The organism is Erwinia sp. Eh17-17 (assembly GCF_039675725.1).
Classification (GTDB): domain Bacteria; phylum Pseudomonadota; class Gammaproteobacteria; order Enterobacterales; family Enterobacteriaceae; genus Erwinia.
The window spans coordinates 93,570-116,686 of sequence record NZ_JBDFQT010000008.1 but is presented as its reverse complement, the minus strand read 5'-3'; the positions used below and the strand labels follow the sequence as shown (position 1 = coordinate 116,686).

Sequence of the window (23,117 nt, the reverse complement as noted above, 5' to 3'; positions counted from 1 at the left end):
TGATTTAATGCAATTTCGGTGCCTGGCAGATCCATAACGGAACGGAGCAAAACAGCGTGATTTTATGGAACCGATTCCGCTTATGTAGAGAGACTTAACAATGTTGGAGAGAACCTGGTGAATTTTCATACTGATCAATTTGGAGTGGATACTCAGGCATGAGCCGTAATAAATCGCGCGCAATGGCGCGGATAAAATCAATGCTATTTCGTCTGGTTCTGGGCGTCGTGGGTTTATGGTTGACGGGTATTGTGGCTTTTGCCTTTCTGCCCGTCCCCTTTTCTGCGGTGATGGTTGAACGACAGCTCGGTGCCTGGTTTAGCGGTAACTTCAGCTATGTCGCCCACTCGGACTGGGTGGGCATGGATGATATCTCCCCGTGGATGGCGCTGGCGGTGATCGCTTCCGAAGATCAGAAATTCCCCACTCACTGGGGTTTTGACGTGGAGGCTATCCAGTCGGTGCTGGACAGTGACGGCGAAAAGGCCGGTATGCGCGGGGCGTCCACGCTGTCACAGCAGACGGCAAAAAATGTATTCCTGTGGGACGGGCGAAGCTGGATACGTAAAGGGCTGGAGGCCGGGCTGACGGTGGGAATTGAAACCGTCTGGACCAAGCGACGTATTCTGACCGTCTATCTCAACGTGGCCGAAATGGGCAACGGGGTGTTTGGCGTGGAAGAAGCCGCCCAGCGCTATTTCCACAAACCGGCCAGTCGCTTATCCATGTCCGAAGCGGCGCTGCTTGCCGCCGTGCTGCCTAATCCGATCCGCTTCCGGGCCGACGCGCCGTCAGGCTATGTTCGCCAGCGCCAGCAGTGGATTTTGCGCCAGATGCGTCAGTTAGGAGGGGAAAGTTTTCTGCGTCAGCACAAGCTGGATTAAGAACATCCTTGTTTCTCTGGTCTGCGGAGACAGACCCCGTTTTTAGCCCCGTTTTTATGCTAACGTCCCCTGTTGTAACGCATTGTTAAACAGGGATAAAGGGATTATGAAACGCATTGATGCGGTGTGTCAGGAGCTGGAGCGCCTGACGCGGCAAAGCGGAGCCCCGCAGGCAACCGCGCAAAAAATTGGCCTCAATCTGGGGCTGGCGCGCAACTCTGTCAGTAAAGAGCTGAATCAGCTGTGGTGCGACGGGCGGGCGATCAAGATCAAATCCCGTCCGGTCTACTTTTTGCACCGGGCCGTGCTGGAGTCTGCCGCCGGGCAGACTCTGCCAGCGGAAATCAGCGACCTGGACACGCTTCATCAGCTGTTAACGCCCCGGACGCCGGACGTCAGCGATCCTTTCCAGGCGATGATTGGTTACCGGCGCAGCCTGCATTCCGCCATCGAAAAAGGCAAAGCGGCCGTGCTTTATCCTGCCGGGCTGCATGTGCTGCTGACCGGGCCGTCGGGCGTCGGCAAAACGTGGTTCGCCGAACTGATGCACCAGTTTGCCCGCCAGCAACAGCCAGATATCTCGCTGCCTTTTATCTACTTCAACTGCGCGGAATATGCTCATAACCCTGAACTGCTCTCCTCTCATCTGTTCGGCCACCGTCAGGGAGCCTTTACCGGCGCAGCTAAAGATAAAACCGGCCTGGTCGCCCAGGCTGACGGCGGCTATCTGCTGCTGGATGAAATACACCGTCTGCCGTATGAGGGGCAGGAAAAGCTGTTCTCGCTGCTCGACCGCTGTGAATACCGGGCGCTGGGTTCCAGCGGCGAGGCGCAGCGGGTCAATATTCGCCTGATCTGCACCACCACTGAGACGGTTGATTCAGCTCTGCTGCGCACTTTTTTACGCCGTATTCAGGTGCGTATCGCACTGCCCGCGCTGCGCGAACGCACGCTGGAGGAGCAGATTGAACTGAGCCGTTTTTTTCTCCAACGTGAAAGTGCCAAAACGGCCCGCCCGCTGCGGGTCGATAAAGCACTGATGCTGTGGCTGCTGGCCAAACCGCTGCCGGGCAATGTCGGCCAGTTGAAGAGTGATATCCAGTTTATCTGTGCTCAGGCCTGGGCGGCGGATATGTCCCGGCCGGAAGGCGCACTGATGCTGGATAAACGTTTTGCCGTGCCACCCGTGTCCCCCTCCTCAGCGCTGCATCAGCGTATCGCTACGCTGTTTGCCGATCGCACCTGGCTGGAGATCAGCGACAGGGTGATGTTGCCGGCTGCGACCGCGCTGTCGGATCTGGCCGGACAGGAGGAGAGCGACCCGTTTTATCACTTCCTCACCCGCGAGTATGTCAGCCTGCGTAACAGCAATGTTCCGGCCCCCGAAACGCTGGCCATTCTGAAAAACAAACTGCGTTCGATATTCAAATACGGTCTTTACAGCCGCGACAGCGCCACCATTACTGTCAACGGGCAGATGGCGCAGCGACTGTGCGGTCTGATCCAGCGCATTGAGCAGGTCACGGGTTTCAGCCTGCCGGAGAATCGGGTGAATCATCTGCGCAGGCATATTCTGGTGCTGCTGGATTATGTTCAGCGCGGCGTGATCCCCCAGATTTACTCTTCCAGCCTGATCCTCGACCACTGCCAGGATGAGTATCAGCACGCCGTCGAGCTGGTTCGCTTCATCGATGATGCGTTTGCGATCCAGTGCCCACCCACCGAGATCGTCTATCTGTGCCTGTTTCTTAAAGCCTGTCGTCAGCACCGCCAGCAGGTCGAAGCCAGTCCCGATCTTGGGGTGATCCTGATCGCGCACGGGTCCACTACCGCCACCAGCATGGCGCAGTATGCTAATCAGGTGCTGGAGCAGGAGCTATTCAGCGCCATTGATATGCCCTTCGAACAGTCGGTGCACGACACGCTGGATCAGCTGACGCAGCAGATCCGCAGGCGGGGTTACGACCGGTTGATCCTGATGGTGGATATGGGATCGCTGGTCCATTTTGCCAGCACCGTCAGCCAGCTCTTCACCCTTGATGTCCTGCTGCTGCCCTGCATTAACCTCAGCAGCCTGCTGGAGGTAGGGCTGGACCTGACCTGCGACACGCGGGATTTGACGCAGCTGTACCGGCGTATGACGGACAAAGGCATTGAATGTCAGCTGTGTACGCCGGAACAGGCCAGCGGCGCGCGCGTGCTGGTGGTCTCCTGTATCACCGGGATGGGCACGGCAGAGAAGATCCGTAAGGTGTTACAGGAGAGTTTTGGCGAGCTGATGGGGCAGGATTCACGACTGTTAATGCTCGACTACGCTGACGTGCGCAGTCCGGAACGTCTGCGCCAGTCGCTGCAGCCCGGCGAACGGCTGGTCGGCATTGTCGGCACTTTCCAGCCGGGGTTGCCCGATATTCCGTTTATTTCGCTGGAAGAGCTGTTCTCGGAGCAGGGGCCGGAGCTGATTCTGGGCCTGTTTGACCCAGACCTGCACCGCGCGGAACGGCGCCAGGAGGTGGAACGCTGCGCGCTGCGCTTTGTCAGCGCGCTGACGCTGGAGAGCATAATCGACCAGATTTCGGTGCTTAACCCCCGCCGCATCCTGCAGGAGATGGAGCTGATTTTACAACAGCTGTGTCAGCAGCTGGATATCAGTCCGGGGCGGCAGGTGACACTTCGCTTCCTGATCCACTGCTGCTGTATGGTCGAGCGTATCGTCATTAGCCGTAAACCGTTACAGATGGTGCTGGAAAATGGCAGCGATCGCGATGCCGTGGCCCTGTCTGTCATCAAAACGCAGTTTTCAGCCATTGAAGCGGCGTATGCCATTCAGCTTTCCGACGCCGAGTACCACTATATTTACCAGCTGTTGTTTAGCTGATTCCTGCTCCAGCGGGCCGTGCGCCCGCTGCCCGTCATCCCTTATCTCTCGTGACACATTTCCTGGCACAGCCGTTGCAATCAGTGATTTCACCACACTTTTAAGCGGATGAATGACGTGACGGAAAACAACGCAGCGATGCCTGAAATATTAATCCTGACCCACGGTGGCTGGGGTGCGGAGCTGTGCAACAGCCTGCGCATGGTGGTCGGCGAGATCGCCGGAGTTCATACGCTGGCGTTAATGCCAGTGGATACCTTCAGCGACTTCTATCACTCGGTACAGCAGGTGGTAACGAAGATGCCTGCGGGATCGCTGATCCTTACCGATTTTATTGGCGGCACCACCTCGAATGTCGCTGCCCGCCTTAGTCTCGACCATCCGGTGGCCGTCATCTGCGGGCTGAATGCCTCGCTGTTGCTGCAGGCGCTGGATCTGCGTGAGCAGGGGGCGCTTTCCGCACAGGTAAGCGAACTGGTCGCAGCGGGACGGGAAAGCTGCCGCGACGTGGTGGCACATATTCAACAACAACGTTAAGCATCGTTCAGGGAGAACCAACATGGCAACAATTACCTTATGCCGTATCGACAGCCGCCTGATTCATGGCCAGGTGGTGACCAAATGGGTCGGCCAGTCGCAGTCCAACCGTATCGCGGTGGTCAGTGACGAGCTGGAAGCCGACCCGTTTATGAAAAATATCTACCTGATGGCTGCGCCGCCGGGCGTTAAGGTGGACTGCTACAGCAACCGCAGCTTCGCCGCCGCATGGCAGGAAAATCAACTGGGCGAGGGTAACGTACTGGTGCTGTTCCCGTCGCTGGCGGCAGTGCAGGAGTCGATTCAGCAAGGGTTCGAGGTGGCGGCGATCCAGGTCGGCGGTCTCGGCGGTGGGCCGAAGCGTAAAGCGGTGTTCCAGAATATCACGCTGGATGATGCCGACGTGGCGATCCTCGGCGATCTGCAGGCGAAAGGCGTCACCGTGGTGTTCCAGACGATCCCGGAAGATAAGCCGCAGTCGCTGGAAGATGTCCTGAAAAAATACTGAGTCCCTCACTGAAAGGAGCATGCTATGGATACGCTATGGATCGCGGTCTGTATGGGGTTGTACTACTGGTTTGCCCGCCTGCGGCTCGGCTATTCCTTTTCCGGAATGCTGGTGCAGCCGATTGTGATTGCGGTATTTGTCGGACTGATCCTCGGCAACATGCAGACGGCGATGATTATCGGCGCCGGGATGCAGCTGGTTTATCTCGGCGTCACCTCGACGCCTGGCGGTAACGTACCGTCAGATCCGGCGCTGGCTGCCTGCATTTCTATTCCGATTGCGGTGCAGGCCGGTATGGAGGCGAACCTTGCCATTGCGCTGGCGATCCCGTTTGGCGTTATCGGAGTCTTCCTCGACCAACTGCGGCGTACGCTGAATGCCGCCTGGGTCCACATGGCAGATGCCCATGCGGAAGAGGCCAATATGGCCGGCATTATGCGCTGTGCGTTTCTCTGGCCGGCCTTACTCGGTCTGGCGATCCGCTTTCCGGTGGTGTTTGCCGCTAACTATTTCGGCCAGAACGTGGTGGAAAAATTTCTCGCGCTGATGCCGCACTGGCTGACGCATTCCTTTGAAATCATGGGCGGCATTTTACCGGCGCTCGGCTTTGCCATCACCATTATGGTGATTGGTAAAAAGAGCCTGCTGCCGTGGTTTATCGGCGGGTTCTACGCGGTGCTGTATCTCAAGGTCGATATTATGGCGATGGCTATTTTCGGCACCTGCGCGGCGTTTCTGGTTAAAGGCCTGGGCAAAACGGAAGGAGCCTCATCATGAGCAGTGTCACTATCCCGGAAGAGCTGGTCGAGCGGGCGCGTGAAAGTAAGGCGCTGACCCGGCGTGACATAACCAGAGCCTGGTTCATTTACTGGCTTGGGGCGGAAGTTTCCAACTCCTATGAGCGTCTGCAAAGTTTAATTTTCTGCGCCTCGATGACGCCGATTATCAAAAAACTGTATCCGGAAAAAGAGGAGCGGGTGGAGGCGTTAAAACGCCATCTCAACTTCTTTAACAGCGAACAGACGTTTGGTGCGGTGATCCAGGGCATAACCATCGCAATGGAGGAGCAAAAGACGTGCGGTGAGCCGATTTCTGATGCCTCTATTACCGGGATAAAAACCGGGCTGATGGGGCCGCTGGCGGGGATTGGCGATTCGGTTATCTGGGCGGCGGTCATGCCGCTGTTGATTGCCATTTTCATCCCGTTTGCCGCGAATGGCAGCGCGTTCGGCGGGATTATGCCGCTGGTGCTGTACACCGCGATCACCCTCGCGGTGAGCTACGGGCTGGCGCACAAAGGCTATACCCTTGGCCGCGAGTCGATCATTGGCCTGCTGCAGGGCGGGAGGATCAAAGAGCTTATCTACGGTGCCAACGTGCTGGGGCTGGTCATGATGGGCGCACTGTCAGCGAGCTATGTGAAGATCACCACGCCGTTTAAGATCGTTGCTCTCGAAGGATCGGAGGTGGTATTTCAGCAGATTCTGGACTCGATTGCGCCTGGCCTGCTGCCGCTGGCTGCGGTGTTTGCCATCTACTTTTATCTGGTAAAAAAAGGGCCACGCTATACCACGATCCTGCTGTCGGTCGTCGCGATCAGCCTGATCGGATCGCTGACCGGTTTGCTATAAGGAGCACATCATGACAGGGAATATCTATCAAAGTCTGGGACTAAAACGGGTGATTAATGCCTGTGGGAAAATGACTATCCTCGGCGTCTCCAGCGTGCCCGCCAGCGTCATGGCGGCGGTGGCGCAGGCCGCGGGCAGTTTCGTGGAGATCGACGCGCTGGTCGACTGTGTCGGTGAGCGGGTGTCGCAGTATACCGGCGCTCAGGACAGCTACGTGACCTCGTGCGCGACGGCAGGGATTGCCATTGCGGTGGCGGCTGCCGTCAGCCGGGGAGAACCCGACCGCGTGGCACAGCTGCCGGACAGCAGCGGCATGGCGAACCAGATTGTGATGCTGCGCGGGCATAACGTGGATTACGGCGCCCCGGTAACGAGTGCGATCCGTCTCGGCGGCGGACGCGTCGTTGAGGTGGGGCAGAGTAATCTGGCGTATCGCTGGCAGCTGGAGAAAGCGATTAACGAACAGACCGCTGGGCTGTTTTTCGTCAAGTCGCATCATGCGGTACAGAAGGGCATGCTGATGCTGGATACCTTTGTCGCGGTGGCGCGCAGTCACCGGCTGCCGCTGATTGTGGATGCGGCGGCGGAAGAAGACCTGCGCTGTTACGTGGCCGCCGGGGCCGACATGGTAATTTACAGCGGGGCGAAAGCGTTTAATGCCCCGACCTCCGGCTTTGTCAGCGGTGGTAAACACTGGATTGCCTGGTGCAAAGCGCAGCACAACGGTATTGCCCGCGCGATGAAAATTGGCAAGGAAAATATGGTCGGGCTGGTGAAAGCCCTGGAGCTGTACCAGCAGGAACAACCTGCCAGCGCAGAGGCGCTGCGGCCAGCGGTCGCGGCGATTAACGCACTGTCAGGGTTTACGGCAGATATCGAACAGGATGAGGCCGGACGTGCCATCTGGCGTATCCGAATTGCGACCGATGCTGCCAGGCTGGGGCTGAGCGCCCGTGAGGTGGTTGATCTGCTGCATGAGGGGGAGATGGCTATTTATCCGCGCTGCTATCAGCTGCATCAGGGAGTTTTCAGTCTTGACCCGCGCACGCTGGCGGCTGAGGAGCTGAATATCATTATCGACAGGCTGGCAGAGATTGCAGAAAAACAGGGAGGGGCTTATGCAACATATTGAATTTTATCGCGGTCGTGTGGCCATCAACATTTTAGCCTGCGACCTGGAAAACGCGCGTGAAATTTATGACGCGGCGGAAGGTCATGCGGTTATTGGCGTGCTGTCGTCGCAGTTTGCTGATGTGGAGCAGGGCGTGCAGGAGGTGGCTCGCTGGACCCGCGCCATCCCGGCGATTTCCGTCGGGCTCGGGGCGGGGGATCCGACGCAGTCTGTTAAAGCCGGACTGATTGCCGCGGCGACCCGGAGCGCGCACGTCAATCAGACCTTTACCGGTGCCGGTTTTGCCGCCGGAGCGCTGGCGCAGGCGGGTAGCCACCATACCTGTATTAATGCGCTGGTCAGCCCATCGGGGCAGCCGGGCAGGGTGATGGTTTCTACCGGAGAGCGCAGTGCAAAACAGCAGCCGGTCATGGCTGACTGCGACAGTGCTGTGGCGATGATGCTGGATATGGGGGCGCATGCCGCCAAGTTCTTCCCAATGGGCGGCGAGAAGTCGCTGGCGGAACTCAGGGCGCTGGCAGAGAGCGCGGTGCGCCGGGGAATGACAATGATCGAACCGACCGGCGGTATCGATCTGGAGAACTTCAGCATTATTCTGGAAACCTGCCTGCGTGCCGGAGTGGCAAAGGTGATGCCGCATATCTACAGTTCGATTATTGATAAACAGAGTGGCAGAACGCGGCCGGAAGATGTTGCCAGTCTGATGCAGCAGGTGAAAGCGCTGATGTCATAAAGGAAGACAGGCCGGTCTTGCTCCGGCCTGTAAAAGGATTAGTCTTCGTCGAAGCCGGCGTTGAACAGATCAATCACCGCAGCCAGCGCTTCCTCTTCCTGAGGGCCGCTGGCTTCCACTTCAATGTGCCCGCCCTTGGCGGAGTCAAGCATCAGCAGAGCGATCACGCTGCTGGCTTCTGCTTCCGTGCCGCTTTCATTGCGCAACAGCACTTCCGCATCAAAACTCTGCACCAGTTCAAACAGCTTCATCGCCGGGCGCGCGTGCATGCCCAGCTTGTTTTTGATCTCAACAGTTTGCTTCACGGTCATGATTTGCGTTTTTCCAGCGTGCGGTGACGGGACTGTACGTTTTTACCGCGTGAGCGGAAGTAATCTGCCAGCTGTTCAGCAATATATACAGAACGGTGTTTGCCGCCAGTGCAGCCTATGGCCACGGTCAGATAGCTACGGTTGTTGGTTTCCAGCATCGGTAGCCACAGCTCAAGGTAGCTGCGTGTCTGATAGATAAAGTTATGCACTTCGGTATGACGGTCGAGGAAAGCGGCAACCGGGCGGTCAAGACCGGTCATCGGGCGCAGCTTCGGGTCCCAGTGCGGGTTAGGCAGAAAACGCACGTCAAAAACGTAGTCCGCATCAATCGGGATACCGTGTTTGAAGCCAAAAGACTCGAACACCATGGTCAGCTCACGCTCACGCTTGCCCAGCAGGCGGGTACGCAGCATTTCTGCCAGCTCGTGTACTGACATTTCCGATGTATCGATAATCAGGTCGGCGCGGGAACGCAGCGGTTCCAGCAGGTCGCTCTCTTCATCAATCGCGCTTTCCAGCGACAGATTCTTACTGGAGAGCGGATGCAGACGGCGGGTATCGCTGTAGCGGCGAATCAGCGTATTGCGGTCGGCATCAAGGAACAGCAGCTGCGGCGAAAAGCAGTCAGGCAGGCTGTTCAGTGCGGTTTCAAAGACTTCCGGAGATTCCGGCATGTTACGCACGTCAATGCTTACCGCGGCGGACATATTACGTTCCGCCAGCGAGTTCGCCAGGTCTGGCAGCAGGACGACGGGTAAGTTGTCCACGCAGTAAAAGCCCATGTCCTCCAGCGCCCGCAGGGCAACTGACTTACCTGAGCCTGAACGTCCGCTGACGATCATCAGCACCATTTCACAATTCCCCTCATTTAGCCCGCTTGACTAGCTCTCTTCGTGATCTTCCGTGATGATCTGGTAAAGATCCTCATCGCTTTGTGCTGAACGCAGGCGTCGCAGGACGGTTTTGTCCGCCAGGCGCTTGGCCACCAGAGAGAGCGTATGCAGATGTGTTTTACATTGATCGGCGGGTACCAGCAGGGCAAACAGCAGGTCCACAGGCTGATTATCAATCGCATCGAATGCAATGGGCTGGTCAAGGCGAATAAAGACGCCCACGGCACGCAGAGTATCTTCCTCCAGCTTGCCGTGCGGGATGGCAATGCCATTACCAATACCGGTACTGCCCATTCTTTCACGCGTCAGGATCGCTTCAAAAATGGTCTGATGCGGAAGATTAAGCTGTTTAGCCGCCAGTTCGCTGATGATTTCCAGCGCCCGTTTTTTACTCTGGCAATGTACGCCATTACGAGTGCAGGAGACGCTCAGCACGGAGCCCAGTTCCAGTTTTAGATCATTGTTCATCATAGTTTCACTTAACTTTTCACTTCCGCAGGCAGGTTGTTCTTCACCGACGTTCAGATCAAGAGATTAACATGCCGTATTGATTAACGGCTCGTATTCCCTGAAGAATACGAGCCGATACCGCTTTCAGCGTCCTCACCACCGTGAGGCCCGAAATAAACAATCAATGCATCGTGAGATTTAGTGTTGTTTTAGCTTGTCTTTATGTTTATTTAACTGGCGTGCGAGCTTGTCTATCAACCCGTCAATCGCCGCGTACATGTCTTTATCTTCCGAGGTGGCATGCAGCTCCCCACCGTTCACATGCAGCGTTGCATCTGCAATCTGTGTCACTTTCTCCACTTTCAACACAATATAGACCTGATTAATCCGATCAAAATAATGTTCCAGTTTGGCAAACTTTTCAGTCAAAAAATCACGCAGTGGCTCGGTGATTTCAACGTGTTGTCCAGTGATATTGAGCTGCATAGTGTCTTCCTTCTCTGTTCGTTCAGACCAGCTGTTTGCGCTGATTTGATGGCGGGATGGATAAAGACTCTCGGTATTTTGCCACAGTGCGCCGGGCGACCATAATTCCCTGTTCGGAAAGCAGGGTCGTCAGCTTGCTGTCGCTGAGTGGTTTGACGGGATTCTCCGTCGAGATTAACTTTTTCACCAGCGCACGGATCGCCGTGGAGGAGGCTTCGCCTCCGCCCTCAGTATTGACGTGACTGGAGAAAAAATACTTCAGTTCAAAAATGCCCCGTGGACTGTGCAGATACTTCTGGGTGGTCACACGAGAAATTGTCGATTCATGCATTTCTACCGCACTGGCAATATCGGCCAGCACCATCGGGCGCATGTGCTCTTCACCCTGCTCGAAAAAGGCCTGCTGCTGTTCGACAATACAGCGCGTCACTTTTAACAATGTGTCATTGCGGCTTTCCAGACTTTTAATCAGCCATTTCGCTTCCTGCAGATTACTGCGGATAAATTGCGAATCACTATCGCTGCGCGAGCTGGAGCCCAGCGAGGCGTAATGCTGGTTGATCTTCAGGCGTGGCACGCTGTCGGCGTTTAGCTCCACCGTCCAGCGATTGCTGACTTTACGCACCAGCACATCCGGGATGACATACTCAGGTTCCTGAGTATTGATCGACTGCCCCGGACGGGGGTCGAGCGTCTGGATGACCTGCATCGCACCTTTCAGCACCTCTTCTTTGAGGCGGGTGACGCGCATCAGGCTGCGGAAGTCATGGTTGGCCAGCAGGTCGAGGTGCTCACTGACGATCAGACGGGCTTCTTTCAGCAGCGGTAGATCGGCCGAAAATTGTGACAGCTGAACCAGCAGACAGTCGCGTAAATCACGCGCACACACGCCCACCGGGTCAAAACGCTGTACACGTTTCAGCACCGCTTCCACTTCGTCGAGGGTCAGGTCATCGTTACCCATACTCTCAAGCACTTCTTCCAGCGAAACCGTCAGATAACCGGTGTCGTCGACGGCATCCACAATCGACGTCGCGATGGCGCGGTCAGTATCGGTAAACGGCGTCAGCTCGACCTGCCACATCAGATAATCCTGTAGCGTCTGGGTGGTTTCACCCTGATAGACCGGCATTTCGTCGTCGTGGTAATCGGTACCCGTCCCTGATGGCGTGCCTGCGGTATAAATTTCGTCCCACGTGGCATCCAGCGGTAACTCTTCGGGCATATCCTTTTGTTCCAGCGCTTCTCTGGTATCCAGCGCTTCGGTTTCCTGATATTCGCGGGTATCAATTTCTTCGTGAATGTCGGTCTGTTCCAGCAACGGGTTACTTTCCAGCGCCAACTGAATTTCCTGCTGTAGCTCAAGCGTAGAGAGTTGCAGCAGGCGAATGGCCTGCTGCAACTGTGGCGTCATGGCAAGCTGTTGACTCAGCCTGAGTTGTAAACCTTGCTTCATGTTCAGAGTATTAATTCCCCAGAAATCTTACCGAATGCAAACACCTTATCAGAGTCTGAACTCTTCGCCCAAATAGACACGCTTAACTTGTTCATCGGCCAGGATCGCTTCCGGGGTGCCGTGGGCGATCAAATGCCCCTGGCTGACGATATAGGCACGCTCACAGACTGCCAGCGTTTCACGGACGTTATGGTCGGTAATCAGAACACCCAGGCCGCTGTCGCGCAGGTGCTCGATGATTTTTTTAATATCAATAACAGAAATCGGGTCAACACCGGCAAACGGCTCATCCAGCAGAATAAACTTAGGATTGGCCGCCAGCGCACGGGCGATCTCCACGCGACGGCGTTCACCGCCCGAAAGCGACTGACCGAGGTTTTCACGCAGGTGTTCGATATGGAACTCTTCCAGCAGTTCATTCGCCCGGTCTTCACGCTGCTCGCTGGTCAGATCGTCACGGATCTGCAATACCGCCATCAGGTTGTCATAGACACTCAGGCGGCGGAAGATCGACGCTTCCTGAGGCAGATAGCCGATGCCACGGCGCGCGCGCGCGTGCAGAGGCAAAATACTGATGTCTTCATCGTCGATCACAATGCGGCCAGCATCACGCGGCACAATTCCGACTACCATGTAAAACGTGGTGGTTTTACCGGCACCGTTTGGGCCAAGCAGGCCCACAATCTCACCAGACTTCACCTGAAGGCTGACATCTTCAACCACGCGGCGGCCTTTGTAAGCCTTCGCGAGGTTTTCCGCAATTAAGGTTGCCATGTTCGTTAGTTACTCTTTTTCTGACCGTTTGACGGTGTGCCTTTGTCCTGCAACTGTGACGGTACCAGTACGGTGGTGACACGTTTGCCCGTGCTGCCAAAGGCCTGCATTTTCTGCTCTTTCACCAGATAGGTAATACGATCGCCTTTCACATTGCTGTCGAGCTGTTCCAGATAGGCATTGCCGGTTAATTCAACCAGGTCCTTTTCCAGCTCATAGTGCATTTTCTGGGCGTGGCCCTGCACCGGTTTGCCGCTGTCCTGCATCTGATAGAAGGTCGCCGGGTTGCCGTAAGCATCCACAATGGTTTTCTTGCTGTCGCCGCCTGGACGGGTCACGACCACTTTGTCTGCGGTGATTTTGATCGTTCCCTGCGTCACGATCACTTTGCCGGTGAAGGTAGCCACGTTGCCCTGCATATCCAGCGCCTGGTTTTCCGAATCCACGTTCACCGGCTGGTCTGAATCGCCGGTCAGTGCGAAAGCCGGAACGCTTGCGGCGAGCAGGAGGGTCGCAGTCAGTAACTTAAGGCTTTTGTTCATTTTGAATTTCATAAGATGTTTTGACCTTTTCAATCAACTCAGCAGTTTTCTTCCGTAAATTCCCACGCATCTTCATACCTGTAGAGTTAAAGCTGCGGCCATAAAGTGTTACCTGATCGTCAGAGGTGACGTCCTGCGTTGTCAGGTTGATTTGAGCGTTATCCGTTTTGATACGCTCAAGCTGTGAGTCTTTTGTCAGGCTGTTAACTTCGACATGGCCGTACAGATACAGCATACGGTCGTTCGTCAGTTTTGCCTTATCACTCCGTACAGACCAGGTTGGCACCTTGTTCTCGTCGTAAGTGATCATCACCGGGTTATCGAACCAGCTCACCGCATCAGCGGAAAAGTAGGTCACTTTGTCAGAGACCAGCTTATAGCTCAGTGCCCCTTCGGGGTTATAAACGACGGTATGTGAGTTATCGCTCATATACGTCGGTTCGTTATTATCGGTCTTCTTTGCGGCGTCGTCGTCGTCCGACGCCGTCAGATTCCAGCCAATCAGTACAATGGCAATCAGTGCCAGAATCAGTGTTATCCAGCGTCTTGTTTTACTCATACAGACTGCCCTTTGGCCTCATCAAACTTACCCTGTGCGATCAATATGAGATCGCAAATTTCCCTTACAGCACCCCGACCACCGGCAATCCGCGTCACGTAGTCCGCGCGGGGCAGTAAAACCGGGTGCGCATCGGCCACTGTCACGCTCAGACCCACTTCGGCCATGACCGGCCAGTCGATCAGGTCATCGCCAATGTAGGCGACCTGCTCTGCACGCAGTGACAGTGTATCCAGAAGTTCGCGGAAGGCCAAAAGCTTATCGGTCTGCCCCTGGTAAAGATGAGTAATCCCTAACGTGGCGCAGCGATCTTCCAGCAATTTGGCTTTGCGGCCGGTAATAATGGCCACCTCAATATCGCTGGTCAGCAGACAGCGGATGCCGTAGCCATCGCGCACATTGAAGGCCTTCAGCTCTTCGCCGCTGTTACCCTGGTAGATCACGCCGTCCGACATGACGCCGTCAACATCGCAGATCAGCAGTTTTATGTTCTGCGCCTGCGTCATGACCTGCAGACTGACTGCACCGTAACAGGTCTCTACGGTGGCTGGTGGATGACTCATTATTATTCGATTCCTTAGGTTAAACCACGCCAGCCCGCAGCATGTCATGCATGTGCACCACGCCCAGCAGTGTGTCGCCATCGGCTACCATGACACAGGTAATATTTTTACTCTGCATCAGATTCAGCGCATCTACCGCCAGGGTGTTGGGCCGCACGCGGATCCCGCCCGGCGTCATCACGCTGTCGATGCCGGCATGCTGGATATCAATACCCATATCGAAGACGCGGCGTAAATCACCATCGGTGAAAATGCCTTCGATTTTCATCAAATCGTTGCAAATCACCGTCATCCCCATGTTTTTACGCGTTATTTCCAGCAACGCATCGCGCAGGGAGGCATCGCGACTCACGTGCGGCATCTCGCTACCCGAGTGCATGATATCATCAACGCGCAGCAGCAGCTTACGCCCCAGCGCGCCGCCAGGGTGCGAGAGAGCAAAGTCTTCCGGTGTGAAACCGCGCGCCTTTAACAGTGCCACGGCCAGCGCATCTCCCATCACCAGGGTTGCCGTGGTGCTGGTGGTCGGAGCCAGCCCCAGTGGGCAGGCTTCCTGCGGCACTTTAACACACAGATGAACATCCGCCGCGCGCCCCATTGCACTTTCCGGGCGGCCGGTCATGCAGATCAACGTCACCCGCAGGCGTTTCAGCACCGGGATCAGCGCCAGAACTTCGGACGATTCACCGGAGTTGGATATCGCAATCACTACATCACTGGGGCTGACCATCCCGAGATCGCCGTGGCTGGCTTCGGCAGGATGAACAAAAAATGCCGGACTGCCGGTGCTGGCAAAGGTGGCGGCTATCTTCTTACCGATGTGCCCGGATTTGCCCATTCCCATCACCACGACTTTACCCATGCAGTGGTAAATCAGTTCGCAGGCGCGAGCGAAGTCCTCATTGATATACTGGTCGAGCTGCTCCAGCCCTTCGCGTTCAATTCGTAATACTTCTTTCCCGGCCTGTTGAAAGTCAAAGCCGGGACAGGCAGTGTTAGACGCCATCATTATCCAGTCCTTTTACCAGAAGGTCACTGAGGGGAAGCCGTACAGCATTCCGACCCAGACGATAAATCCGCACAACAGCAGCGTGCCAGCCAGCCGTCCAATACGGCGACTGCGCTGCAAACAGATCAGTGTAAACACGGCACTGACACCGAGCATGACCCAGTAATCACGGGCAAAGATAGCGGTGTCGAGTGTGCCGGGATGAATCAGTGCCGGAAGCCCCAGCACAATAGCGGTATTATAAATGTTTGAGCCAATCAGGTTGCCGATAGCGATATCATCTTCACCTTTTAGCGCCCCGGCAATCACGGTCGCCAGCTCAGGCAGGCTGGTGCCCACTGAAATGATGGTCAGGCCAATAACCAGTTCACTGACACCGAAATAGTCAGCGATGACCGTCGCGTTATCGATCACCATTCGCGTGGACATCGGGAGGACAATCAGCGCCACCGCCAGCCACAGAAACGCGACGGTATTACCCACATCATCGCGAGGCAGTTCCGCCAGTTGTTCACGGGTCAGGGAGTCATTGTTATCGCGTTCAGCGCGGCGAGCTATCTTTATAATGAACCACAGATAAAGTGCGGCAATGGCGATCAGCGCCAGTCCGTCATTTCGGCTCAGTTCGTTATCGAACAGCGTTACCCCACACAGCAGCGTGACCAGCAGCATCAGCGGCAGTTCACGACGGATCAGGTTAGAATGCACGGTAAGCGGATGGAGTAACGCCGCGCCTCCCAATATCAGTAAAATATTGGTAATATTCGACCCCATTGCTGTACCCACTGCAATGTCCATCTGTCCGTGTGAGGCGGCAGAAAAGGAGACAATCAGTTCGGGTAGTGAGGTGCCGATACCGACGACCGTCATCCCGATGATCAGTGGCGGGATCCCTATAGCACGACACAAAATGGCGGCGCTAAACACCAGACGATCGGCTCCATAAACCAGTAAGACTAAACCGATAATCAGTAGTGCTGTAGCAACGAGCATGCAGTGTCCTTTTAGTGAGGTATTATCGTCAGTGACGGGTAGTGGCAACGAGTCGGGTCAGGTATTTTGATGGCTGTGATTTTGACGGTCTCAGGGCAAAAAGTAAAACTTATGCCAACTTTAGCTACGTAACAGAGGTAAGTTTCTGTAAAAGTGTCCAGCCCGAAGGGTATTGCGCTACCATCGGGAGTAAATTAATCGCCTTAAAATAGAGATCGAGGTAACTATGAGCCAGACGGAGATGAATCTGGTGGATGTCCAGGGAGTGAGTTTTTCCCGTGGCAACCGGCTGATTTTCGATAACATCTCGCTTACGGTGCCCAAAGGAAAAGTTACCGCAATCATGGGGCCATCCGGCATTGGTAAAACCACGCTGCTGCGTTTGATCGGGGGCCAGATTCCTCCCGACAGCGGTCAAATCTGGTTTAACGGTGAGAATATCCCCACGCTTTCGCGCTCAGGCCTTTATGAAGCGCGAAAAAAAATGAGTATGCTTTTTCAGTCAGGGGCGTTGTTTACCGATTTGACGGTATTTGACAACGTGGCATGGCCGCTGAGGGAACACTCCAGATTACCGCTGCCGTTGCTGAACAGTACGGTCATGATGAAACTGGAAGCGGTAGGCCTGCGTGGTGCTGCGAACCTGATGCCTTCTGAACTCTCAGGAGGAATGGCGCGGCGTGCTGCACTGGCGCGTGCTATCGCGCTGGAACCTGATTTGATTATGTTTGACGAGCCTTTTGTTGGGCAGGATCCCATCACGATGGGGGTGCTGGTAAAATTAATCGATGAACTCAATCATGCTTTAGGCGTCACCTGTATCGTGGTATCTCACGATGTGCCGGAAGTGCTGAGCATTGCCGACTATGCGTATATCATTGCCGATCAGAAAGTTATCGCGCAGGGTACGGCCTCAGAACTTCATGAAAATAACGATGCCCGCGTACGTCAGTTTATCGATGGCATTGCTGACGGGCCGGTGCCATTCCGCTTCCCTGCTGGGGATTATTTGCAAGATTTAGTCGGCTCAGGGAGGGTGAAAGACTGATGTTTCTAAGCGCACTGGCATCACTAGGGCGAAAAGGGATTAACACCTGCGCCTCCTTTGGCCGTGCAGGGTTAATGTTATTCCATGCACTATTTGGCATTCCCCGCTTCCGCAAGCATGCGCCGCTACTGATAAAACAGTTATACAGTGTCGGTGTATTGTCGTTATTAATTGTGCTGGTGTCCGGGTTGTTTATCGGCATGGTGCTTGGTCTGCAGGGTTTTCTGGTGCTGAAAACCTACAGCGCCGAAACCAGCCTGGGGATGATGGTGGCGATATCGCTGCTGCGTGAACTCGGGCCGGTAGTCACCGCGCTGCTGTTTGCCGGACGGGCCGGTTCGGCGCTGACCGCAGAAATTGGCTTGATGAAAGCCACTGAACAGCTTTCCAGCATGGAAATGATGGCGGTTGACCCTCTGCGGCGCATCATCTCTCCGCGCTTCTGGGCAGGGGTGATCAGTATGCCTCTGCTTACGCTGATTTTTGTGGCGGTAGGTGTGCTGGGCGGCAGTCTGGTTGGTGTGAGCTGGAAGGGCATCGATGCCGGATTCTTCTGGTCAGCGATGCAGAACGCGGTCGATCTGCGCACCGATATTGTCAACTGCGTGATCAAGAGCGCCGTTTTTGCGGTGACCGTCACCTGGATTGCGCTGTTTAACGGCTATGACGCCATTCCGACCTCTGAAGGGATTAGTCGGGCAACGACGCGTACCGTAGTACATGCTTCACTGGCAGTGCTCGGTCTGGATTTTGTGCTTACGGCACTGATGTTTGGGAACTGATTCGATGCAAACGAAAAAAAGCGAAATTTGGGTAGGTGCCTTCTTACTGCTGGCGCTGTGCGCGATTATTTTTCTCTGTCTGCGCGTGGCCGACCTGAAGTCACTCGGCAATGAGCCGACCTGGAAACTGTATGCTACTTTCGACAATATCGGTGGCCTGAAATCAGGCTCCCCGGTGAAAGTCGGTGGGGTAGCGATCGGTCGCGTGACGGATATCAGTCTGGACCCGAAAACCTACTCACCTAAGGTCACGATGGATATTGAAGATAAATACAACAATATTCCTGACACCAGTTCACTGGCGGTAAGGACTTCCGGCCTGTTGGGCGAACAGTTCCTGGCGCTGAACATCGGCTTTGATGACCCGGAAATGGGGACCGCTACACTCAAAGATGGCGGCACTATCCAGGACACCAAGTCTGCGATGGTGCTGGAAGACCTGATTGGACAGTTCTTGTATAAAAGTGGCAGTGGCGACGACAAAGATAAAAATACATCTGCGTCGGATGACCAGCCGGCTTCAGAGCCTGCACCCGCCGTGACTCATTCAGAAGAGGGTAAGTAATGTTTAAACGTTTACTGATGGTAGCCATGTTGATGATCGCACCAGTGGCAGCTAATGCCGCAGCGGATCAGACCGATCCTTATAAGTTAATGGGTGAAGCCGCGGAGAAAACCTTTACTCGCCTGAAAACTGAACAGCCAAAAATTAAGCAGGATCCTAATTATCTGCGCCAGATCGTGCGTGAAGAACTGCTGCCGTATGTGCAGATCAAATACGCTGGCGCACTGGTGCTCGGCCGCTACTACAAAGAAGCGACGCCGGCGCAGCGTGAGGCCTATTTCAAAGCCTTCGGTGATTATCTGACGCAGGCCTATGGCCAGGCGCTGGCCATGTACAACGGCCAGACCTACCAGATTGCACCGGCGCAGCCGCTGGGAGATGCCAACATTATTGCTATTCGCGTCACCATCGTTGACCCGAATGGCCGCCCGCCGGTTCGCCTGGATTTCCAGTGGCGTAAAAACAGCGTCAGTAACCACTGGCAGGCGTATGACATGATCGCGGAAGGCGTCAGTATGATCACCACTAAACAGAATGAGTGGAGCGATATCCTGCGTAAGAAAGGGATTGATGGCCTGACCGAGCAGCTGAAGTCCTACGCTAACCAGCCGATTACACTGGATAAGAAGTCGTAATGAGTGGTCAGCTGCGTTGGGAGGTTGAGACGGATAATTTGCGTCTCTTCGGTGAGCTGCAGCGCGAAACCCTGCTGCCGCTCTGGCAGCAGCGTGATGCGGTGATGCAGCGGGTTGAAACCATCGATGTGTCCGGGCTGGATCGCGTGGATTCGGGCGGGCTGGCATTGCTGGTCCATCTGCGTCAGATTGCGATAGCGCGGGGGCGTGTCCCCCGGTTTACCGGCATTACCGACAAACTCAGTTCGCTGATTACGCTGTACAATCTGCAGAAAATTATAGCAGGGAGCGACTGATTCACTGCGGCGGGCATCGCAGGTGCCGTCGCGATGGAACATCATGAGTTTGCTCATTTTTCCCTCAGGAATCGGTTCGCCGGTTCCTTTCTCATTTAACGTCCTTAGTGTTATCCATTCTCATTTACTCTTTTTCTGACGCCGCAGGCATTTTTTGCTTGTTTAAGAGTGGGGCAGATTCCACTAAGATGTGTGCCTGTTTATTATCAAGTGAATTTAAAAGCATCATGGAAAATAGTGAAATTCAGTCCGTGTTGATGGACGCCTTACCCCTGCAGGAAGTCCACGTTACTGGTGATGGCAGCCATTTCCAGGTTATCGCCGTGGGTGAGCTGTTCGGTGAACTGAGCCGCGTTAAAAAGCAACAGACGGTCTATGCACCCCTGATGGCTTACATCGCCGATAACCGCATTCATGCGGTCTCCATTAAGACCTACACTCCTGAAGAGTGGGCACGCGACCGTAAACTAAACGGTTTCTAAGCTGCACAGCGTCTGCCACGCGTCGCGTGGTGACAGCTGAGCAGCAGATTTTTTGACTGACAACAGAGAGCAGTTGCAATGGATAAATTTCGTGTACAGGGTCCGACCCGACTGAGTGGTGAAGTCACAATTTCCGGCGCTAAAAATGCCGCATTGCCGATCCTGTTCGCTGCTTTGCTGGCTGAAGAGCCGGTAGAGATTCAGAATGTCCCGAAACTGAAGGACATCGATACCACCATGAAACTGCTCAGTCAGTTAGGTGTTAAGGCTGAACGCAACGGTTCTGTGCATCTCGATGCCAGTGACGTCAATATCTACTGTGCGCCGTATGACCTGGTGAAAACCATGCGTGCTTCCATCTGGGCGCTTGGCCCGCTGGTGGCGCGCTTCGGTCAGGGTCAGGTATCTCTCCCTGGCGGCTGTGCTATCGGCGCCCGCCCGGTTGACCTGCATATCACCGGCCTGGAACAGCTTGGCGCAACGATTAAGCTGGAAGAGGGCTACGTTAAGGCTTCTGTTGATGGTCGCCTGAAAGGTGCGCATATCGTGATGGATAAAGTCAGCGTTGGCGCGACCGTGACCATCATGAGTGCAGCGACGCTGGCTACCGGAACGACGATTATTGAGAATGCCGCGCGTGAGCCAGAAATTGTGGATACCGCGAACTTCCTCAATACCCTTGGGGCAAAAATCACCGGAGCAGGTAGCGATCGTATTATCATCGAGGGCGTTGAACGTCTGGGCGGTGGTGTTTATCGCGTACTGCCAGACCGTATCGAAACCGGTACATTCCTGGTGGCGGCGGCGATTTCAGGCGGCAAGGTTGTCTGCCGTGCGGCTCAGCCAGACACGCTGGATGCGGTACTGGCCAAACTGCGCGAAGCCGGGGCCGATATTGAAATCGGTAGCGACTGGATTAGCCTGGATATGCACGGCAAGCGGCCAAAAGCCGTCAACCTGCGTACCGCGCCTCACCCTGGCTTCCCGACCGATATGCAGGCACAGTTCAGCCTGCTGAACCTGGTCGCGGAAGGTACGGGCGTGATCACCGAAACCATTTTCGAAAACCGCTTCATGCATGTGCCTGAGCTGGTTCGTATGGGTGCACACGGTGAAATTGAGAGCAACACGCTGATTTGTCATGGCGTGGAGAAACTCTCCGGAGCACAGGTGATGGCGACCGATCTGCGTGCGTCAGCCAGCCTGGTGCTGGCAGGATGCATTGCGGAAGGTACGACAGTGGTTGACCGTATCTACCACATCGATCGCGGCTATGAGCATATTGAAGACAAGCTGATTGCCCTTGGGGCAAACATCCAGCGTGTGAGCGGCGAAGAGTAATTCTCCTGCGAGCAACTCAGGGTCGGTAGTCAATACCGGCCCTTTTTTTATCCCCTAATCAGCTTTTTACGATCGATGAGTTGATGTGTTCTGGGGTCGTAATAGCGACTGGGCCAGATTTCCGCCGGATGAACATTCAGGGCATCGGCGATCAGCCATTCCCCTTTAGGCCACGGGCGACAGAGCGTATTGGCGAGCGTTGATGAGCTTAAACCTGCCTTGCGGGACTCGGCCGCCAGGGTGGTGCCTTGTTTACGTAATGCGGCGATGATATCAGCGGGATGCCAGTCTTGCGGGGTGTGTTTCATCTGTTTGTCCTCCATGGACACTTCTGGAAAACAGGGGCGGGATAAGTTCTTCAGTGCCAGCCTGTTGTCGTTATTATCCTGATAAAGCAACTTGTTATAATTCGCTATAACAGGATATTTATAGCAAATAGTTTCTATAAAATTCCAGTTAATTTCGAAGGTAATGCCTGTTTTGCGCAATGCTACGCAAAATAGCAGGTACCGTTCTGAGACTGCCTCAGGAGGAAGAGAGCGGGAGGGAAGGTTTGCGGGGAAGAACACGGGTGTGAGAAAGAAGAAAGCACGGGTCACCGTGCTTTCCTGATGATTTCTGAGATTAAAATTCGCGTTGCACGGACATATGAGCCAGCGCTTCCAGCGCGCTACGCCACGGTGATTCGGGCAAGACTTTCAGTGCGGCGATCGCTTTATCGGCTTCTTTCTCCGCGGCATCACGGGTCCATTCCAGCGAACCACAGGCGCGCATGGTTTCCAGAACAGGTTCCAGTAAATGACGACCGTTACCCTCTTCAATGGCTGAACGGATCATGGCCGACTGTTCAGGGGTACCGTTACGCATGGCGTGCAGCAGCGGCAGCGTCGGTTTGCCTTCACTCAGATCGTCACCAACGTTTTTACCCAGCGTTTTACCATCGGCGCTGTAATCCAGCAGATCGTCGATCAGCTGGAATGCGGTGCCAATGTAGCGACCATAATCCTGCAGCGCCTGCTCCTGCGCGGTCGTTGCCCCCGCAAGGATCGCCGAGGATTGTGCCGCCGCCTCGAACAACCGCGCGGTTTTGCTGTAAATCACCCGCATGTAGCTCTCTTCGGTGATATCAGGGTCGTTACAGTTCATCAACTGTAAAACTTCCCCTTCAGCAATCACGTTGACCGCTTCCGACATCAGCGCCAGTACCCTCAGCGAACCCAGACTGGTCATCATCTGGAAAGCACGGGTGTAGATGAAGTCACCGACCAGCACGCTGGCCGCATTGCCAAACGCCGCGTTGGCGGTCGCCTTGCCGCGGCGCATGTCTGACTCATCCACGACATCGTCGTGTAGCAGTGTCGCAGTGTGGATAAATTCGATCAGTGCTGCGACGGTAATATGCTGCTTACCGGCGTAATCATTGACGGCGCGTGCAGCAAGCACCGCGATCATTGGGCGGATACGTTTCCCTCCGCCGCTGATAATGTAGTAGCCCAGCTGGTTGATAAGGGATACATCCGAGTTCAGCTGGTCGAGTATTGTCGCATTGACGTCCGCCATATCTTGCGCGGTGAGTTCGTTTATCTGTTCTAAGTTCATCAGTCTTTTCAGCTATCGCTCAGTTCGCTG

28 protein-coding genes are annotated in these 23,117 nt (G+C 55.1%); 15 read left to right on the top strand and 13 right to left on the bottom strand.

Annotated elements, in window-relative coordinates:
• Positions 1–158: 158 nt before the first annotated feature.
• The 8 genes from mtgA (at position 159) to ABEH87_RS18230 (ending at position 8,303) form a co-directional block, all read left to right on the top strand.
• Positions 159–884 carry a monofunctional biosynthetic peptidoglycan transglycosylase gene (gene mtgA, locus ABEH87_RS18265; RefSeq protein ID WP_346578398.1) on the top strand — a complete coding sequence of 242 codons (726 nt, stop codon included), beginning with the start codon at positions 159–161 and terminating at the stop codon, positions 882–884.
• A 106-nt stretch (positions 885–990) separates the two neighbouring features.
• Entirely contained in the window at positions 991–3,762 is a 2,772-nt protein-coding gene (locus tag ABEH87_RS18260) for a sigma 54-interacting transcriptional regulator (protein WP_346578396.1), read from the top strand.
• A 138-nt stretch (positions 3,763–3,900) separates the two neighbouring features.
• On the top strand, positions 3,901–4,299 hold the full coding sequence (locus ABEH87_RS18255; protein WP_346578395.1) for a PTS sugar transporter subunit IIA: 399 nt from the start codon (positions 3,901–3,903) through the stop codon (positions 4,297–4,299).
• 22 nt (positions 4,300–4,321) lie between these two features.
• Positions 4,322–4,807 carry a PTS sugar transporter subunit IIB gene (locus ABEH87_RS18250; protein WP_346578394.1) on the top strand — a complete coding sequence of 162 codons (486 nt, stop codon included), beginning with the start codon at positions 4,322–4,324 and terminating at the stop codon, positions 4,805–4,807.
• Between the two features lie 24 nt (positions 4,808–4,831).
• Positions 4,832–5,584: a PTS sugar transporter subunit IIC gene (locus tag ABEH87_RS18245; RefSeq protein WP_346578392.1), complete on the top strand. Its 753-nt coding sequence runs from the start codon at positions 4,832–4,834 to the stop codon at positions 5,582–5,584.
• Positions 5,578–6,438, top strand: a complete 861-nt coding sequence (locus ABEH87_RS18240) for a PTS system mannose/fructose/sorbose family transporter subunit IID (protein WP_346578483.1) — start codon at positions 5,578–5,580, stop codon at positions 6,436–6,438. The genes ABEH87_RS18245 and ABEH87_RS18240 overlap by 7 nt, the downstream gene beginning before the upstream one ends.
• Positions 6,439–6,448: 10 nt before the next feature.
• Positions 6,449–7,570: a DgaE family pyridoxal phosphate-dependent ammonia lyase gene (locus ABEH87_RS18235; protein ID WP_346578390.1), complete on the top strand. Its 1,122-nt coding sequence runs from the start codon at positions 6,449–6,451 to the stop codon at positions 7,568–7,570.
• Positions 7,557–8,303 (top strand): KDGP aldolase, encoded by a 747-nt coding sequence (locus tag ABEH87_RS18230; protein WP_346578388.1) that lies wholly within the window; start codon positions 7,557–7,559, stop codon positions 8,301–8,303. The genes ABEH87_RS18235 and ABEH87_RS18230 overlap by 14 nt, the downstream gene beginning before the upstream one ends.
• 38 nt (positions 8,304–8,341) lie before the next feature.
• Here ABEH87_RS18230 and npr read toward each other — a convergent pair whose 3' ends face one another.
• From npr to ABEH87_RS18175, 11 genes are all read right to left on the bottom strand, one after another.
• Positions 8,342–8,614 carry a PTS phosphocarrier protein NPr gene (gene npr, locus ABEH87_RS18225; RefSeq protein ID WP_154753154.1) on the bottom strand — a complete coding sequence of 91 codons (273 nt, stop codon included), beginning with the start codon at positions 8,612–8,614 and terminating at the stop codon, positions 8,342–8,344.
• Entirely contained in the window at positions 8,611–9,465 is an 855-nt protein-coding gene (rapZ, locus tag ABEH87_RS18220; RefSeq protein WP_346578386.1) for an RNase adapter RapZ, read from the bottom strand. Before rapZ ends, npr begins: the two co-directional genes overlap by 4 nt.
• A 30-nt stretch (positions 9,466–9,495) precedes the next feature.
• Entirely contained in the window at positions 9,496–9,978 is a 483-nt protein-coding gene (gene ptsN / locus ABEH87_RS18215; protein WP_346578384.1) for a PTS IIA-like nitrogen regulatory protein PtsN, read from the bottom strand.
• Between the two features lie 177 nt (positions 9,979–10,155).
• Positions 10,156–10,443 carry a ribosome hibernation promoting factor gene (gene hpf, locus ABEH87_RS18210; RefSeq protein WP_346578383.1) on the bottom strand — a complete coding sequence of 96 codons (288 nt, stop codon included), beginning with the start codon at positions 10,441–10,443 and terminating at the stop codon, positions 10,156–10,158.
• Between the two features lie 22 nt (positions 10,444–10,465).
• The gene (rpoN, locus tag ABEH87_RS18205; protein WP_346578381.1) at positions 10,466–11,899 is read right to left on the bottom strand and encodes an RNA polymerase factor sigma-54; all 1,434 of its coding nucleotides are present in this window, start codon (positions 11,897–11,899) and stop codon (positions 10,466–10,468) included.
• Between the two features lie 48 nt (positions 11,900–11,947).
• Positions 11,948–12,673, bottom strand: a complete 726-nt coding sequence (gene lptB / locus ABEH87_RS18200; protein ID WP_346578379.1) for an LPS export ABC transporter ATP-binding protein — start codon at positions 12,671–12,673, stop codon at positions 11,948–11,950.
• 5 nt (positions 12,674–12,678) lie between these two features.
• Positions 12,679–13,227 (bottom strand): lipopolysaccharide ABC transporter substrate-binding protein LptA, encoded by a 549-nt coding sequence (lptA, locus tag ABEH87_RS18195; protein WP_346578377.1) that lies wholly within the window; start codon positions 13,225–13,227, stop codon positions 12,679–12,681.
• On the bottom strand, positions 13,199–13,774 hold the full coding sequence (gene lptC, locus ABEH87_RS18190) for an LPS export ABC transporter periplasmic protein LptC (RefSeq protein WP_346578375.1): 576 nt from the start codon (positions 13,772–13,774) through the stop codon (positions 13,199–13,201). Before lptC ends, lptA begins: the two co-directional genes overlap by 29 nt.
• The gene (gene kdsC / locus ABEH87_RS18185; protein WP_346578374.1) at positions 13,771–14,337 is read right to left on the bottom strand and encodes a 3-deoxy-manno-octulosonate-8-phosphatase KdsC; all 567 of its coding nucleotides are present in this window, start codon (positions 14,335–14,337) and stop codon (positions 13,771–13,773) included. The genes lptC and kdsC overlap by 4 nt, the downstream gene beginning before the upstream one ends.
• A gap of 19 nt (positions 14,338–14,356) precedes the next feature.
• On the bottom strand, positions 14,357–15,343 hold the full coding sequence (kdsD, locus tag ABEH87_RS18180) for an arabinose-5-phosphate isomerase KdsD (protein WP_346578481.1): 987 nt from the start codon (positions 15,341–15,343) through the stop codon (positions 14,357–14,359).
• A gap of 15 nt (positions 15,344–15,358) precedes the next feature.
• On the bottom strand, positions 15,359–16,339 hold the full coding sequence (locus ABEH87_RS18175; protein ID WP_346578372.1) for a calcium/sodium antiporter: 981 nt from the start codon (positions 16,337–16,339) through the stop codon (positions 15,359–15,361).
• Between the two features lie 226 nt (positions 16,340–16,565).
• Here ABEH87_RS18175 and mlaF point away from each other — a divergent pair, with 226 nt between their 5' ends.
• From mlaF to murA, 7 genes are all read left to right on the top strand, one after another.
• Entirely contained in the window at positions 16,566–17,387 is an 822-nt protein-coding gene (gene mlaF / locus ABEH87_RS18170) for a phospholipid ABC transporter ATP-binding protein MlaF (protein WP_346578370.1), read from the top strand.
• Positions 17,387–18,169 (top strand): lipid asymmetry maintenance ABC transporter permease subunit MlaE, encoded by a 783-nt coding sequence (gene mlaE / locus ABEH87_RS18165; RefSeq protein ID WP_346578369.1) that lies wholly within the window; start codon positions 17,387–17,389, stop codon positions 18,167–18,169. The genes mlaF and mlaE overlap by 1 nt, the downstream gene beginning before the upstream one ends.
• 4 nt (positions 18,170–18,173) lie before the next feature.
• Positions 18,174–18,734, top strand: coding sequence for an outer membrane lipid asymmetry maintenance protein MlaD (gene mlaD, locus ABEH87_RS18160; protein WP_346578367.1), 561 nt, complete (start codon positions 18,174–18,176; stop codon positions 18,732–18,734).
• A complete protein-coding gene (gene mlaC, locus ABEH87_RS18155) occupies positions 18,734–19,369 on the top strand; it encodes a phospholipid-binding protein MlaC (RefSeq protein WP_346578366.1) in 636 nt (211 codons plus the stop codon). Before mlaD ends, mlaC begins: the two co-directional genes overlap by 1 nt.
• Positions 19,369–19,665, top strand: coding sequence for a lipid asymmetry maintenance protein MlaB (gene mlaB / locus ABEH87_RS18150; protein ID WP_346578364.1), 297 nt, complete (start codon positions 19,369–19,371; stop codon positions 19,663–19,665). The genes mlaC and mlaB overlap by 1 nt, the downstream gene beginning before the upstream one ends.
• Before the next feature lie 227 nt (positions 19,666–19,892).
• On the top strand, positions 19,893–20,147 hold the full coding sequence (gene ibaG / locus ABEH87_RS18145) for a BolA family iron metabolism protein IbaG (protein ID WP_346578362.1): 255 nt from the start codon (positions 19,893–19,895) through the stop codon (positions 20,145–20,147).
• A gap of 78 nt (positions 20,148–20,225) precedes the next feature.
• Entirely contained in the window at positions 20,226–21,488 is a 1,263-nt protein-coding gene (gene murA / locus ABEH87_RS18140) for a UDP-N-acetylglucosamine 1-carboxyvinyltransferase (protein WP_346578360.1), read from the top strand.
• 47 nt (positions 21,489–21,535) lie between these two features.
• On the opposite strand, the gene ABEH87_RS18135 is transcribed toward murA, so the two are convergent.
• Positions 21,536–21,796 (bottom strand): helix-turn-helix domain-containing protein, encoded by a 261-nt coding sequence (locus tag ABEH87_RS18135; RefSeq protein ID WP_346578479.1) that lies wholly within the window; start codon positions 21,794–21,796, stop codon positions 21,536–21,538.
• A 316-nt stretch (positions 21,797–22,112) separates the two neighbouring features.
• Positions 22,113–23,087 (bottom strand): octaprenyl diphosphate synthase, encoded by a 975-nt coding sequence (ispB, locus tag ABEH87_RS18130; protein WP_346578358.1) that lies wholly within the window; start codon positions 23,085–23,087, stop codon positions 22,113–22,115.
• Positions 23,088–23,117: the final 30 nt, after the last annotated feature.